The sequence below is a fragment of the Streptomyces cyanogenus genome (assembly GCF_017526105.1).
Taxonomy (GTDB): domain Bacteria; phylum Actinomycetota; class Actinomycetes; order Streptomycetales; family Streptomycetaceae; genus Streptomyces; species Streptomyces cyanogenus.
This window is the reverse complement of the sequence record NZ_CP071839.1, coordinates 4,114,168-4,127,804: the sequence shown is the minus strand read 5'-3', so window position 1 is coordinate 4,127,804 and position 13,637 is coordinate 4,114,168. Positions and strand designations below refer to the sequence as shown.

Here is a 13,637-nt window from a genome sequence, read left to right as displayed (position 1 = left end):
GCCGGCCCCGGGGTCGTTCGCGCGGCCGCCGGGGCGCATCTCGCCTCGTCGCCATCGCGTGGCGGTGACGATGCGTGAGTACAGGGTGACAAGCTGCTGAAGGAGGAACGCTCGCAGTTTTGTGAGCGTTGTGAGCGGGGCTAGAGGCCGACCCAGGCTGCCATGTGGTTGAGCGTCTCCGGTGTGCGGCGGGACTGGCGCACCAGACCGGTGACCGTTTCCCGGGCGGCCGGGTGGTAGCGGGTCTGTTCGGGGGCCAGGTGGCGAGCTTCTACGAGGGACTTCAGCGCGGCGTCGGTGTGCCCGGTCTCTATCTCGGCACGGGCCCGTTCGATCAGGAAGTGGGCGCGGCGTGAAGTAGGGAGCCGGGGAGGCAGTTTGAGGTGCCGAGCCTGCTTCAAGGCATCGTCGTACTGGCACATCTCCACGGCGGCGGACATCTTGTGCAGGGCGACGTTGGCCGGGCCGAAGCTGAGCCAGTGCACATCGGAGGCGTCACCGATGCGCTGTGCGATCCGGTGGGCCTCGCCTATGTGCTGTGCGACGGACGACTGTTGCTCGGCGCGGGCGGCGATGACAGCACCGCCGAGGTGCAATTGTCCGGCGACGGCAAGCGCTTCTCGTGAAGGATCGTTCTGTGCGATTACCTGATGCCCGGTGGCGATGAGGCGCTGTCCGATCCGATACTCGCCCTCGCGGAAGTAGACCAGGGCCCGCATGTACTGCCGTACGGCGGCCAGACACGGGTCGGATGCACGGTGTGCCGCCCAGTCCATGCGGTCCAGAGCGACTGTGGACAGATCGTAGTAGCCGAGCTTCACGCTGATGTCGTGCGCCGTGCGGTAAGCGGAGGACAGCGCCTGCCACAGTTCCGTGGAGGGGGTCGACCATGCCGTGTGGGTCAGCTCGGCGATGAGCCCGGGAAGGGCACGGGCCGCACCACGCAAGTGAGTCGCCCGAACCTCGGCGCAGAGGCGGTCAGCGCCGGCGATGAGCTGTGGCGCCGGCCGGGGGATCAGATCAGGGTTGGGGCCAAGGTCGTACAAGTCCAGGGATTCGCGGATGGGCCGGACCAGTTCAGCGAGGCGGTCGCGCTGCAGTTCGGTCACGTACGGCTGCCCGGTCAGGACCGTCACATCGATGCTGAGGGCTTTCGCGCAGGCGGCGACGAAGGCGGCGGTGGCGGGGCGGGCTCCGCACTCGACCTGGTTCAGATAGCTGTAGGAGTAGGGGAGCCGTTCGGCGAACTGTCGTTGGGTGAGTCTGGCCAGCCTGCGTTGTTCCTTGATGCGTGCGCCCGTGTGGTCATCGTCCCGAGTCGGCATGCCGGTCTCCGTTCTGAGCACCCGCTGGAAATGTACCGGGGGAGGCGTACGCGTACAGGGTTTCCGTTTCTCATCGCCCGTGGGTGCCGGTGCTTGCGTGTGATCGGATAGATGCATGACGACAACGCGTCCCGTCCTCTACCTGTTCGGCTCCGCTGCCCCGCCGGTGTTCGATATGGCGGAGGTCGTCGCGGAGGCCCAGGGCCGGGGGTTCGAGGTGTGTCTCGGGCTGACTCCGACCGCGGCACGCTGGCTGGAACCGCAGAAGACCAAGTTGGAGCGGCTCACCGGGCACCCCGTGCGCAGCGCGTACAAGCTGCCGGGGGAGCCGGACGTGTGGCCGACGGCGGACGTGATCGCGGTGGCTCCCGCGACCTTCAACACCGTCAACGCGTGGGCCCTCGGCATCACGCGTGACTTCGTGGTCGGTGTCGTCGCCGAAGGCATCGGCAAGGGCATCCCCATGGTGGCGATGCCGTGCGTGAACGCCGCCTACGTGCGGCATCGGCAGTTCGAGCGGAGCGTCGCGGAACTGCGCGAGATGGGCGTGCGCGTTCTGTACGGCGATGGTGGTTTTGTCCCGAACCAGCCAGGGCAGGGCAAGCCGAGCGAGTATCCGTGGCACCTGGTTCTCGGTGCAGTGGAAGAGATCGTCCCGGGACGGTAGCCAAGGTGAGCCGGAACCGTCACGCGTGGCGGCCCGGTCGAGCGGTTGCTGATCCAGACCCGGAGACGGCCCACAGGCAGCGAAAAGCCCCCTGCCCACGGAGAAACCGCAGGCAAGGGGCTTGATCAAACAGGCTTACTTCTTCTTGCCCTGGTTCTTGACCGCCTCGATCGCGGCCGCCGCCGCCTCCGGGTCGAGGTACTTGCCGCCGGGGGTGAGCGGCTTGAAGTCGGCGTCCAGCTCGTAGTAGAGGGGGATGCCGGTCGGGATGTTCAGGCCCGCGATGTCGGCGTCGGAGATGCCGTCCAGGTGCTTGACCAAGGCGCGCAGGCTGTTGCCGTGGGCGGCGATCAGGACCGTGCGGCCGGTCAGCAGGTCCGGGACGATCGCGTCGTACCAGTACGGGAGCATGCGGATGACGACGTCCTTCAGGCACTCCGTGCGCGGGCGCAGCTCCGGCGGGATGGAGGCGTAGCGGGCGTCGTTCGCCTGGGAGAACTCGGAGTCGTCCGACAGCGGCGGGGGCGGGGTGTCGTACGAGCGGCGCCAGAGCATGAACTGCTCCTCGCCGAACTCGGCCAGCGTCGCCGCCTTGTCCTTGCCCTGGAGGGCGCCGTAGTGCCGCTCGTTCAGGCGCCACGAGCGGTGGACGGGGATCCAGTGGCGGTCCGCGGCCTCCAGGGCCAGCTGGGCCGTGCGGATCGCGCGCTTTTGGAGGGACGTGTGGACCACGTCGGGCAGGAGATCGGCGTCCTTCAGGAGCTCGCCACCGCGGACTGCCTCCTTCTCGCCCTTCTCGTTGAGGTTGACGTCCACCCAGCCGGTGAACAGGTTCTTCGCGTTCCACTCGCTCTCGCCGTGGCGGAGGAGGATCAGCTTGTACGGTGCGTCGGCCATGGCCTTGAGCCTACCTAAGGGATTCCGGGGCGGGACGCGCGCGGGCGTCACAGCACGGCCGCCCACGGGCCGGCTTCAGGGGCACCCCGCGCTCGCTACGTTTGGGTTAATTCTCGTACAACCATTCGCCACGATCGTGTGTCTGTTTATCGCCAGGAAGGTTGAGGGGTCAGGAAGAGGAGCACAGAACGTGACCGTGCGTTCCTTTGCGCGGCGGATGCGACCGCGAGTCGAGCGGAAGGCCGCCGAGCGGGTGTGGCAGCTCCGTACCATGCGACGGCGCCGCAAGGCCGCGGTGACGGACCCGGTGCTGCGCCCGGTCGCGGTGCGCGGCCAGCAGTTCTACGGCCGGGTCGTGGACCGGTTCACCGCCGCCGAGGCGGCCGCCTCGAACCTGGACCTGGTGGTCGGCGCGCTGGAGCAGGAGGGGATCTCCTACTTCCTGGTGTCGTCCCGGAGCCGTTACACGGTCGGCGTGAACGCCGTGGACCGGGAGCGGCTGCTCACCGCGCTGGAGGCGCGGCACGCGGGCACGGCCGTGTTCATCGGCCGGCCGCTGCCCGGCGGCCAGCTCAAGCACCCCGCCCTGTTCCTGGACGGCGTCCTGCCCGCCGCCCTGCGCACCGCCCCCGTGCTGCGCGTCGGCGAGAACCACCTCGGCCCCGCCGGCCAGCTGCTCGCCGGGCCGGAGCTGGCCTGTGACGTGGAGTTCTGGGAGGACGGCGGGGCGCTGCTCGCCTCCGCCGACGGGCCCCGGCGGCTGGCCAAGGTGCAGCCGCAGGCGTCCGAGGACATCTTCGCCGAGTCGCTCGTCACGCCCCGTAACAACGGGGTCACGGACGTGCTGCCGGTGAGCGAGCAGAAGCCGGTCACCGTGCGGGTCGGCGAGCGCGAGCTGCCCAGCTTCGCCCCCCTGACGCTGCCCACCGTGAACCACGTGACCTTCCCGGTCGACGTCGTCTACACCTGGGTGGACGGCGAGGAGCCGGCCATGCGGGCCAAGCGGGCCCGGTACCAGGAGCACGGCATGGCCGAGATCCTGGACAAGGAGACCAACGCCTCCCGCTACACCAGCCACGACGAGCTGAAGTACTCGCTGCGCTCGCTCGCGATGTACGCCGACTTCGTCCGGCACATCTACATCGTGACCGACGGCCAGAAGCCGCACTGGCTCGACGACACCGCCCCGGGGATCACGGTCGTCGACCACCGGGACATCTTCCCGGCGGACGCGCTGCCCGTCTTCAACTCGCACGCGATCGAGACCCGGCTGCACCACATCCCGGGCCTGTCCGAGCACTACCTGTACTTCAACGACGACGTCTTCGTCGGCCGCCGGGTCACCCCGGAGCACTTCTTCTTCGGCAGCGGTCTGATGAAGATCCCGGTGTCGCCGCTGAAGATCGGCGTCGGCAAGCCGCACGCCGAGGAGACCGCCACCAACTCCGCCAGCAAGAACGTACGGCGGCTGCTGCTGGAGAAGTTCGGGCGGATGACCACGAACAACTTCATGCACACCCCGCTGCCGCAGCAGCGCGGCACCCTGCTGGCGCTGGAGGAGCTGTTCCCGGAGGACATCCGGCGCACCACCGCGTCCCGGTTCCGCTCGCCGCAGGACATCGCCATGACCGCGCCGCTGCTCTACCAGTACGCGCTGATGACCGGCCAGGGCGTGCCCGGCAAGTTCAGCTTCCGGTACGTGAACATCAGCCGGCCGGACGCCGAGCGCCGCCTGACCGACCTGCGCCGCAACCGCCGCTTCGACTTCTTCTGCCTGAACGACGTCGACGTGCCGCCGGAGGAGCGCGAGCAGGTCAGCGTGCGGATGCACGAGTTCCTGGAGAACTACTTCCCCTTCCCGAGCCCCTTCGAGAAGCAGAGCTGACGGGCCGCGGCCATGGCCATCGACATCCGTCACCGTCTCGCGGCGCCGGCGCCGGGACTGCGGGCCGTCCGGGACCTCCTGGTGCGCCTGCGGCTGTGGCTGGCGGCCCGCCTCTGGGCGCTGCGCGCCGCCCCGGCCCGCCGCCGGCTGCGCGCCGCCGTCCCGGGGCTGCGCCGGGTCGCCTGCGGACCGGCGCGGCTGTACGGGCGTACGGTCGCCGGGTACACCGCGGCGGAGGCCGCCGCCGCGGACCTGGAGCAGGTGTGCGCCCTGCTGGAGTCGGCGGGCGTGCCGTACTTCCTCGTCCCGGCCGAGCAGGGGCCCGGGGTGCCGCGGCCGGTGGTCGGGGTGGCGGAGTCGTACCGTGCCGCGGTCCTCGCCCGGGCCGGGGAGCACTTCGCGCGCAGCGCCGCGTACGTCGGTGCGGTGGGGCCGGACGGTGCGGTGACGAGCGCGGTGCTGTGGGCCGACGGCCGGCTGCCGCGGGCGCTGCGCGCGGCCCCGGTGCTGCGGGCCGGGGTGGTGCGGCTGGGGCCCGGCGGGCAGGTGCTCGGCGGGCTGGAGGCGGGCTGCGACATCGAGTTCTGGCGGTACGGGCGGGAGCTGGGCGCGGACCCGGCGCACCTGACGGTGCCGGGGACCCGGTTGCAGGACGACTTCGGCCCGGCGCTGGTCGCTCCGCGCCGCAACGCCGTGTCCGAGGTACTGCCGGCGGAGGCCTGGCAGCCGGCCGCGGTCGCGGGGCAGCCGGCCGCCATCGTGGGGCAGCACCCGGGTACGGCGCCGGGCCCGTCCTCGGTCGCGATGCCGGGCCCGTCTCCGGTCGCGATGCCGGAGCAGCGTACGGCGACGGGGGCGGGGCGGCTGCCGGCCGTGGCCGGAGGACAGGGATCCGCGCCGGCCGGAGGACAGGGATCCGCGCCGGTCGGGGGGCAGGGACCGGCGCCGGCCGGGGCTGGTGGGGCACGGCGGGTCGTGCCGACGTTCGCGGCCTTCGCCGAGCCGGGGATCGACCAGGTCTGCTTCCCCGTCGACGCCGTGTACACCTGGGTCGACGGTGACGACCCGGTGATGGCCGTGAAGCGCCGGGCCCACCAGGCGCTCTCGGACAACGTCATCGCCCCGCGCGAGACCGGCGCCTCCCGCTACACCAGCCACGACGAGCTGAAGTACGCGCTGCGGTCGCTGGAGATGTACGCCGGTTTCATCCGGAACGTCTATCTCGTGACCGACTCGCAGACACCGTCCTGGCTGGACCCGGACGCGGCGGGCCTGACCGTGGTCGACCACCGGGACATCCTCCCGGCGGACGCGCTGCCCGTCTTCAACTCGCACGCGATCGAGAGCCGGCTGCACCACATCCCGGGCCTGTCCGAGCACTACCTCTACTTCAACGACGACGTCTTCATCAACCGCCCGGTGCGGGCCGAGCACTTCTTCCACGGCAACGGCATCGCCCGCATCCCGCTGTCCCCGCTCAAGCTCGGGGTCGGCGCCCCGCACCCGCTGGAGCCGGCGCCGAACTCGGCCGGGAAGAACGCCCGCGAGGTGATCCGGCGCTTCCACGGCAGGTACGTCACGCACAAGTCGCTGCACACCCCGCACCCGCAGCTGATGTCGGTCATGCGGGAGATGGAGGGCCTCGGCATCGAGGAGCTGGAGCGGACGTCGTACTCGCGTTTCCGGTCCACCACCGACGTGGCCCCGGCGTCCACGCTGCACCACCACTGGGCGATCGCGACGGGCCGGGGGGTGCCGGCCGACTACAGCTTCCGGTACGTCCAGCTGGGCACGCCCGACATGCGGCGCCGTCTGGCGCGCCTCGCGGCCGGTGAGGACGTGGACTTCTTCTGCCTCAACGACGTGGACACCGCCCCGGCGGACCGGGCGGCGGCGCAGGCGGCCATCCGTGCCTTCCTCGAACGGAAGTATCCGTTCCCGAGCCGCTTCGAGCGGGCGGCCCGGACCCCGTCGTACCCGGCCGCGGGACGGGGGGCGCCCGCGCGGCGCCGCCCGTCGCGCCGCGCGTCCGCCCGTGGCCCGATGGACGCACGCGGCCCGATGGACGCCGTCCGCTAATTGGGTGGCGCCGCCGAGACCCCCGTTTGTAACTTGTGCTCTTGGCCTGAGCCGCTTACAGACGTGGGGGATCCTCGATGTCACCAGCCCGTGTGAGACGTGCCGTCCACGAATCCGTCTCCGGATTGCCCCGCGCGTTCTGGTGGCTGTGGACCAGCACCCTCGTCAACCGGCTGGGCGCGTTCGTGGCCACGTTCATGGCCCTCTACCTGACCCTCGACCGCGGGTACTCGGCCTCGTACGCCGGCCTCGTCGCCTCCCTGCACGGGCTCGGCGGGGTCGTCTCCTCGCTGGGCGGAGGGGTGATGGCCGACCGGCTCGGCAGGCGGCCCACGCTCCTCATCGCGCAGACCGCCACGGCCGCCTCCGTCGCGCTGCTCGGCTTCACGACCGACCCGGTCGCCATCGCCGGCGTCGCCTTCCTCGTCGGCATGGCCTCCAACGCCTCCCGGCCGGCCGTGCAGGCGATGATGGCCGACATCGTCCGCCCCGAGGACCGGGTACGGGCCTTCTCCCTCAACTACTGGGCGATCAACCTCGGCTTCGCGGTCTCCTCGATGGCCGCCGGGTTCATCGCCGAGGTCAGCTACCGCGCCGGCTTCCTGATCGAGGCCGGGATGACCCTGGCCTGCGCGGTCGTCGTCTTCGCCAAGCTGCCCGAGTCGCGGCCCGCGCCCGCGGCCAGGCAGTCGCAGGCACAGGTCGGCCTCGGCACGGTGCTGCGGGACGGGCGGTACATGGCCGTCGTCGGGCTGTCCTTCCTCGTCGCCCTGGTCTTCCAGCAGGGCTCGGTCGGGCTCCCGGTCGCCATGGGGCGGGCCGGGTTCTCGCCCGCCGACTACGGCCTGGCCATCGCCGTCAACGGCGTCCTGATCGTCGCCCTGCAGATCCCCGTCACCCGGTTCGTCGAGCACCGCGACCCGCGCACCCTGCTGGTCGCCTCCTCGCTCCTCGCGGGATACGGCTTCGGGCTCACCGCCTTCGCCGGCTCGGTCGGCGTCTTCATGCTCACCGTGTGCGTGTGGACGCTCGCCGAGATCGTCAGCGCCCCGACCCAGACCGGCCTGGTCGTCCGCCTCTCCCCGCTCCACGGCCGCGGCCGCTACCAGGGCATGTACACCCTCTCCTGGTCCGTCGCCGCCCTGGTCGCCCCGCTGATGTCGGGCGCGGTCATCGACCGCCTCGGCGCGGGCTGGCTGTGGGGCATGTGCGCGGGCGTCGGGACGGCGGCTGCGCTCGGCTACGGCGTCCTCATGCGCCGCCTGCCCCCGGAGCAGGCGGCGCCGGGCAGGGCGGAGACGGAGCCGGAGCAGGGCAGCACGGCGGTCCGGACGGCGTAGGCGGCCGGCGTCCGCGCGGTCGTCAGGAGTGGAAGCCCGCCCAGTACTCGGCACGGCCGCACACGAAGTCGTCCGGCCGTTCCTCCCGCAGCACCTCGTACCTGGCGCCGTAGGCCCTCAGGGCGTCGTGGACCGAGCAGCCGAGGTGCTCACGGAGGGCGATGATGCCGAGGACGATCTTCCGGTTCAGGATCTGGTCGTCGGCGACGTCGACTGCGGAGCCATCGGTCATGGTGGTGAGGAAAGGCGATCAGGGAGGTCTTCCGCAAGGCGTTTTCGCCGCCCACCGGTTACTTCCCGTGTCCTGGGAACCCGACATCAGGACATAAGTGGATTATTCGGTGGATAACTGTGCTGCGGCGGGGGTGATGAGCATGCCGCCCGAGAAGTACGGACCGTCGGCCGGCGGCGGCGGGCCGCCCGAGGCCGAGGTACGGCTGAGGGTCCGCGAGACGCTGGACGCCGCCGCCCGGCGTGCCGACGACCCGCAGGCGGTGCCCGGCGCGCTGTGCGCGGCGTGCGTGCGGCTGCTGCCGGTCACCGGTTCCTCGGTGTCGATCTCCGGCGGCACCGGCATCCGCGTGACCTGGTGTGCCAGCGACCGGGTCGCCGCGCGGCTGGCGGAGTTGCAGTACACCCTGGGCGACGGCCCCTGCCAGGACGCCCTCGACCGGGGCGCCCCGATCCTCGCGGCCGACCTCACCCGGGGCCCCGACGCCCGCCGCTGGCCGATCTTCGCGCACGAGGCGGTGGCGCTCGGCGCCCGCGCGGTGTTCTCCCTGCCGCTCGGCGTCACCGGCGCGGCCATCGGCACGCTCGACCTCTACAGCGAGCAGGTGGGCGGGCTCGCGGCGCCCGATCTGAGGGTCGCGCTGTGGGTGCGGGACGCGGTCACCTTCGCGCTGACGAACCTCCGGATCAGCGGTTGCGGCGGCCGCGACGAGGACACGGAGGAGGTGGTGGCGACCTGGGTGGCGGCCTCCGAGGCCGGCCACACCGAGGTCTACCAGGCGGTGGGCATGGTCATGGTGCAGCTGGACGTCGACCCCGCCCAGGCCCTGGACCGGCTGCGCGCCCGCGCGTACGCCGACGGCCGCACGGTCAGCCAGGTGGCCCGGGAGGTACTGGCCCGCCGGCTGAGCTTCCGCCCGGAGGCGTACGGCGGCGACCCCGCGTGGCCCTAGGACCCCCGCCGTCCGGCCCGTACGAAATGGCCGTAGGGACGCGAGAGCCTGCCGGCGCGCCCCCGCCCGCAGACGGCGCCCGCGGATCACGCCGCAGACCCGTCGGCGGACCTCCCCGCAGACCCCGTCGGCGGACCTCGCCTTCAGCCCCCGCCCCTCGCCCTCAGGCCTCCAGCGGTACCGCATGCACCTCGTCCGCGCGGTGGCCGGCGCGTTCGTGGACGCGCTGGACCGCGTCGGCCGAGGGGGCCTCGGAGAGGCAGTAGACGGTGCCGGACTCCGGGTCCGCCCAGGCGTGCTCGAAGTGCACGGACTCGTCCTTCTCGATGGCGAGGTCGGCCTGGTGCGCCTCCAGCAGCTGGTCGGCCGTGATGCCCTGCATGCCGCGGTGTATGTCCATGAACTTGGCCATGGTCCGACACCTCCTGTTCTCGCCGGTTCTTGCCCCCCACCCGCTCACGTCCATGCTGCGCCCGGCGGGCCGCAGGGGCATCCGGTACGGCGAAGGGCCGGTGTGAACGCGTTCACACCGGCCCGGTGTCGTTCAGCCGCACTGGCACGGGTTGCCCGACTGGCACCCGCAGCCGCATCCGGAGCCGCAGCCGCACGCGCCGAACAACGGAAGGCTCCTGATCTCGGCGGGCTGCTCGGTCTCGCGCTCCTGCGTGGGGTCGGGCGTGGTGCTGGGGGATTCGGCCATGGGTCCCTCCTAGACCTTGGGCAGGTATGCCCTCATCCATTCCATGCCCGTTCCGCCGGGCGCATCAACGGCGCACGGAGGCGTTCGCGCACCGCACCCGGCGACGCCCCGGCCCTCCCCTCCAGGAGGGGTTACGCGCCCTCGACGCCCGTCACCGGCTGGATGTCCTGCTGGAGATCGTCCGCGTGCTCGCCGGTGACCAGGTAGACGACGCGCTTGGCGACGGCCACGGCGTGGTCGGCGTACCGCTCGTAGTAGCGGCCCAGCAGGGTGACGTCCACGGCCGTCTCGATGCCGTGCTTCCAGCGGTCGTCGATCAGGTGCTGGAAGAGGGTGCGGTGCAGCAGGTCCATCTCGTCGTCGTCCTGCTCCAGCTGGAGCGCGAGGTCGACGTCCTTGGTGATGATGACCTCGGCGGCCTTCGCCATCAGGCGCTGCGCGAGCTGGCCCATCTCGAGGATCGTGGCGTGCAGGTCGTTCGGAACGGCCCGCTCCGGGAAGCGCAGCCGCGCCAGCTTCGCCACGTGCTGGGCGAGGTCGCCGGAGCGCTCCAGGTCGGCGGACATGCGCAGCGACGTCACGACGATCCGCAGATCCGTCGCCACCGGCTGCTGCCGGGCCAGCAGCGCTATCGCCCGGGCCTCCAGGTCGTGCTGGAGCTGGTCCACCTTCTGGTCGGCCTCGATGACGCTCTCGGCCAGCTTCAGGTCGGCGTCCAGCATGGCGGTCGTGGCGCGCCCGATCGCCGAGCCGACCAGCCGGGCCATCTCCACCAGACCGTCGCCGATCGAGTCCAGTTCCTCGTGGTACGCGTCCCGCATCAGGGTTCCCTCTCATTGGCGTGCTTGGTCCCCACGCTCCCACGTTCTGCCCCGCACGCGTCTGTTTCCGCCACCCCAAATGAACCAATACTGGCTCCAAGGTGAACTCTGGGCGACGAGTGTCCGAGGTCGGTCCTCCGCGGCTGTGGTCATGTCGTGGCCCATGCCTAACCTGGAGACATGGACGTGAACGCGGCGGTCGCCGCAGCGGCAGCGATCGCCGGGGCGCTCACCGGTGTCATCGCCGTCCTGGCGTTCCGCTGGAGCGAACGCGACCAGAAGCGACCGACCAGGACTTCCTTGCACACTGATCCCGTACTCCCGCCCGGCGTGGACACCGTGCTGTCGGTGCTGCGCTCCTCCGCCGTCGTCCTCGACGAGGCCGACGCCGTGGTCAAGGCCAGCTCCGCCGCCTACGCCCTCGGGCTGGTCCGCGGCGGCAAGCTGGCCGTCGAGCCCATGCTCCAGATGGCTCGGGACACCAGACGGGACGGGGAGATACGGCAGGTCGAGCTGGATCTGCCCCGGCGCGGCACCGGGCGCGGCGAGGCGCTCGCCGTCTCCGCGCGCGTGGCCCCGCTCGGCTCCCGCCTGGTCCTGCTGCTGGTCGAGGACCTGACGGAGGCCCGCCGTATCGAGGCGGTACGACGCGACTTCGTGGCGAACGTCAGCCATGAGCTGAAGACGCCCGTCGGCGCGCTCTCCCTCCTGTCCGAGGCCGTCATGGACGCCTCCGACGACCCCGAGGCCGTACAGCGCTTCGCGGGCCGCATGCAGATCGAGGCGACCCGGCTGACCAACCTGGTGCAGGAGCTGATCGACCTCTCGCGGGTGCAGAACGACGACCCGCTGGAGGACGCCGAGCCGGTCCGGGTGGACGAGCTGGTCGCCGAGGCCGTCGACCGCTGCCGGCACCAGGCGGGCACCAAGCAGATCACCATCGCCGCCGGAGGCACGGCCGACCTGCACGTCTGGGGCAACCGGGGGCAGCTGGCCGCCGCCCTCGGCAACCTGGTCGAGAACGCCGTGAACTACTCCCCGGCCCGCACCCGCGTCGGCGTGGCCGCCCGCCGGGTGTCCGCGCCGGGCGGTGACATGATCGAGCTGGCCGTGACCGACCAGGGCATCGGCATCTCGGACAAGGACAAGGAGCGCATCTTCGAGCGCTTCTACCGCGTCGACCCGGCCCGGTCGCGGGCCACCGGCGGCACCGGTCTGGGTCTCGCCATCGTCAAGCACGTGGTCGCCTCGCACGGCGGGGAGGTCACGGTCTGGAGCGCCGAAGGCCAGGGCTCCACCTTCACCCTCAGGCTGCCGGAGGCGGGCGCGGCCCGCGACCGCGCACAGCAGCACCCGGACCTCGAAGACGAGGCCGGCACCGACTCATCCCCGTACGAACCGCTTCCCGCCCCGGAGGTCCTTCCGTGACCCGAGTGCTCGTCGTCGAGGACGAGGAGTCCTTCTCCGACGCCCTGTCGTACATGCTCCGCAAGGAGGGCTTCGAGGTCGCCGTCGCGGCCACCGGCCCCGACGGCCTGGACGAGTTCGAGCGCAACGGCGCCGACCTGGTCCTGCTCGACCTGATGCTGCCGGGTCTGCCCGGCACCGAGGTCTGCCGCCAGCTGCGCGGCCGCTCCAACGTCCCCGTGATCATGGTGACCGCCAAGGACAGCGAGATCGACAAGGTCGTCGGCCTGGAGATAGGAGCCGACGACTACGTCACCAAGCCGTTCTCCTCCCGTGAGCTGGTCGCCCGCATCCGCGCGGTGCTGCGCCGGCGCGGCGAGCCGGAGGAGGTCACCCCGGCCGCGCTGGAGGCGGGCCCGGTCCGCATGGACGTCGACCGGCACGTGGTCACCGTCGCCGGCTCCAAGGTCGACCTCCCGCTGAAGGAGTTCGACCTGCTGGAGATGCTGCTGCGCAACGCGGGCCGGGTGCTCACCCGCATGCAGCTCATCGACCGCGTCTGGGGCGCCGACTACGTGGGCGACACCAAGACCCTCGACGTCCACGTCAAGCGCCTGCGCGCCAAGATCGAGCCGGACCCGGGCGCGCCGCGCTACCTGGTGACGGTCCGGGGGCTGGGCTACAAGTTCGAGCCGTAGACCGGGTACGCCTCGGCTGCCGGGCGGAGTCCGGCGCTGCATCCCGAAGCCAGCGGACCGGTGCGAGGGGTTGCGTGGGGGAGGGCTCCGTCGACGTCCACGTCGAGCGCCTGCGCGCCGAGATCGAGCCGGACCCGGGCGCGCCGCGCTACCTGGTGACGGTCCGGGGGCTGGGCTACAAGTTCGAGCCGTAGACCGGGTACGCCTCGGCTGCCGGGCGGAGTCCGGCGCTGCATCCCGAAGCCCGCGGACCGGTGCGAGGGGTTGCGTGGGGGAGGGCTCCGTCGACGTCCACGTCGAGCGCCTGCGCGCCGAGATCGAGCCGGACCCGGGCGCGCCGCGCTACCTGGTGACGGTCCGGGGACTGGGCTACAAGTTCGAGCCGTAGACCGGGTACGCCTCGGCTGCCGGGCGGAGTCCGGCGCTGCATCCCGAAGCCCGCGGACCGGTGCGAGGGGTTGCGTGGGGGAGAGCTCCGTCGACGTCCACGTCGAGCGCCTGCGCGCCAAGATCGAGCCGGACCCGGGCGCGCCGCGCTCCCTGGTGACGGTCCGGGGCTGGGCTACGAGTTCGAGCCGTGGGCCGTACCGCCCCGACACGACCGAGGGCGGCACCCCGTGCGGGGTGCCGCCCT

General features: G+C 71.7%; 13 protein-coding genes and 2 pseudogenes. 9 read left to right on the top strand and 6 right to left on the bottom strand.

What is annotated here, in order from left to right; genetic code table 11:
* Positions 1-140 precede the first annotated feature (140 nt).
* Positions 141-1,325, bottom strand: a complete 1,185-nt coding sequence (locus S1361_RS18530) for a helix-turn-helix domain-containing protein (protein ID WP_208032945.1) — start codon at positions 1,323-1,325, stop codon at positions 141-143.
* Between the two features lie 115 nt (positions 1,326-1,440).
* Here S1361_RS18530 and S1361_RS18525 point away from each other — a divergent pair, with 115 nt between their 5' ends.
* Positions 1,441-1,992, top strand: a complete 552-nt coding sequence (locus S1361_RS18525; RefSeq protein WP_208032944.1) for a flavoprotein — start codon at positions 1,441-1,443, stop codon at positions 1,990-1,992.
* 135 nt (positions 1,993-2,127) lie between these two features.
* On the opposite strand, the gene S1361_RS18520 is transcribed toward S1361_RS18525, so the two are convergent.
* Entirely contained in the window at positions 2,128-2,889 is a 762-nt protein-coding gene (locus tag S1361_RS18520; protein ID WP_208032943.1) for a phosphoglyceromutase, read from the bottom strand.
* A 190-nt stretch (positions 2,890-3,079) separates the two neighbouring features.
* Between S1361_RS18520 and S1361_RS18515 the strand changes: the two genes are divergently transcribed.
* The 3 genes from S1361_RS18515 to S1361_RS18505 all read left to right on the top strand — a co-directional run bounded on the left by S1361_RS18515 (position 3,080) and on the right by S1361_RS18505 (position 8,193).
* Positions 3,080-4,774, top strand: coding sequence for a stealth family protein (locus tag S1361_RS18515; RefSeq protein ID WP_208032942.1), 1,695 nt, complete (start codon positions 3,080-3,082; stop codon positions 4,772-4,774).
* 12 nt (positions 4,775-4,786) lie between these two features.
* Positions 4,787-6,853 carry a stealth family protein gene (locus tag S1361_RS39245; protein WP_243769213.1) on the top strand — a complete coding sequence of 689 codons (2,067 nt, stop codon included), beginning with the start codon at positions 4,787-4,789 and terminating at the stop codon, positions 6,851-6,853.
* Positions 6,854-6,930: 77 nt separating this feature from the next.
* Positions 6,931-8,193, top strand: a complete 1,263-nt coding sequence (locus S1361_RS18505) for an MDR family MFS transporter (protein ID WP_208032941.1) — start codon at positions 6,931-6,933, stop codon at positions 8,191-8,193.
* A 22-nt stretch (positions 8,194-8,215) separates the two neighbouring features.
* On the opposite strand, the gene S1361_RS18500 is transcribed toward S1361_RS18505, so the two are convergent.
* Complete coding sequence (locus tag S1361_RS18500; protein WP_208032940.1) at positions 8,216-8,425, bottom strand: hypothetical protein; 210 nt, start codon at positions 8,423-8,425, stop codon at positions 8,216-8,218.
* Positions 8,426-8,567: 142 nt separating this feature from the next.
* On the opposite strand from S1361_RS18500, the gene S1361_RS18495 reads away from it, so the two are divergent.
* Positions 8,568-9,377: a GAF and ANTAR domain-containing protein gene (locus tag S1361_RS18495; RefSeq protein ID WP_208032939.1), complete on the top strand. Its 810-nt coding sequence runs from the start codon at positions 8,568-8,570 to the stop codon at positions 9,375-9,377.
* A gap of 163 nt (positions 9,378-9,540) precedes the next feature.
* Here S1361_RS18495 and S1361_RS18490 read toward each other — a convergent pair whose 3' ends face one another.
* The 3 genes from S1361_RS18490 to phoU all read right to left on the bottom strand — a co-directional run bounded on the left by S1361_RS18490 (position 9,541) and on the right by phoU (position 10,898).
* Entirely contained in the window at positions 9,541-9,789 is a 249-nt protein-coding gene (locus S1361_RS18490; protein ID WP_208032938.1) for an SCO4226 family nickel-binding protein, read from the bottom strand.
* A gap of 132 nt (positions 9,790-9,921) precedes the next feature.
* Positions 9,922-10,077, bottom strand: coding sequence for a hypothetical protein (locus tag S1361_RS18485; protein ID WP_208032937.1), 156 nt, complete (start codon positions 10,075-10,077; stop codon positions 9,922-9,924).
* A 131-nt stretch (positions 10,078-10,208) separates the two neighbouring features.
* Positions 10,209-10,898 carry a phosphate signaling complex protein PhoU gene (phoU, locus tag S1361_RS18480; protein WP_208032936.1) on the bottom strand — a complete coding sequence of 230 codons (690 nt, stop codon included), beginning with the start codon at positions 10,896-10,898 and terminating at the stop codon, positions 10,209-10,211.
* A 180-nt stretch (positions 10,899-11,078) separates the two neighbouring features.
* On the opposite strand from phoU, the gene phoR reads away from it, so the two are divergent.
* The 4 genes and pseudogenes from phoR to S1361_RS18460 all read left to right on the top strand — a co-directional run.
* Positions 11,079-12,326, top strand: a complete 1,248-nt coding sequence (phoR, locus tag S1361_RS18475; RefSeq protein ID WP_208032935.1) for a two-component system sensor histidine kinase PhoR — start codon at positions 11,079-11,081, stop codon at positions 12,324-12,326.
* 5 nt (positions 12,327-12,331) lie between these two features.
* A complete protein-coding gene (gene phoP / locus S1361_RS18470) occupies positions 12,332-13,003 on the top strand; it encodes a two-component system response regulator PhoP (protein WP_466437636.1) in 672 nt (223 codons plus the stop codon).
* A gap of 86 nt (positions 13,004-13,089) precedes the next feature.
* Positions 13,090-13,197 (top strand): annotated as a pseudogene (locus S1361_RS18465) (winged helix-turn-helix domain-containing protein); the annotation flags it as partial.
* 86 nt (positions 13,198-13,283) lie between these two features.
* A pseudogene (locus tag S1361_RS18460) lies at positions 13,284-13,391 on the top strand (winged helix-turn-helix domain-containing protein); the annotation flags it as partial.
* Positions 13,392-13,637 lie beyond the last annotated feature (246 nt).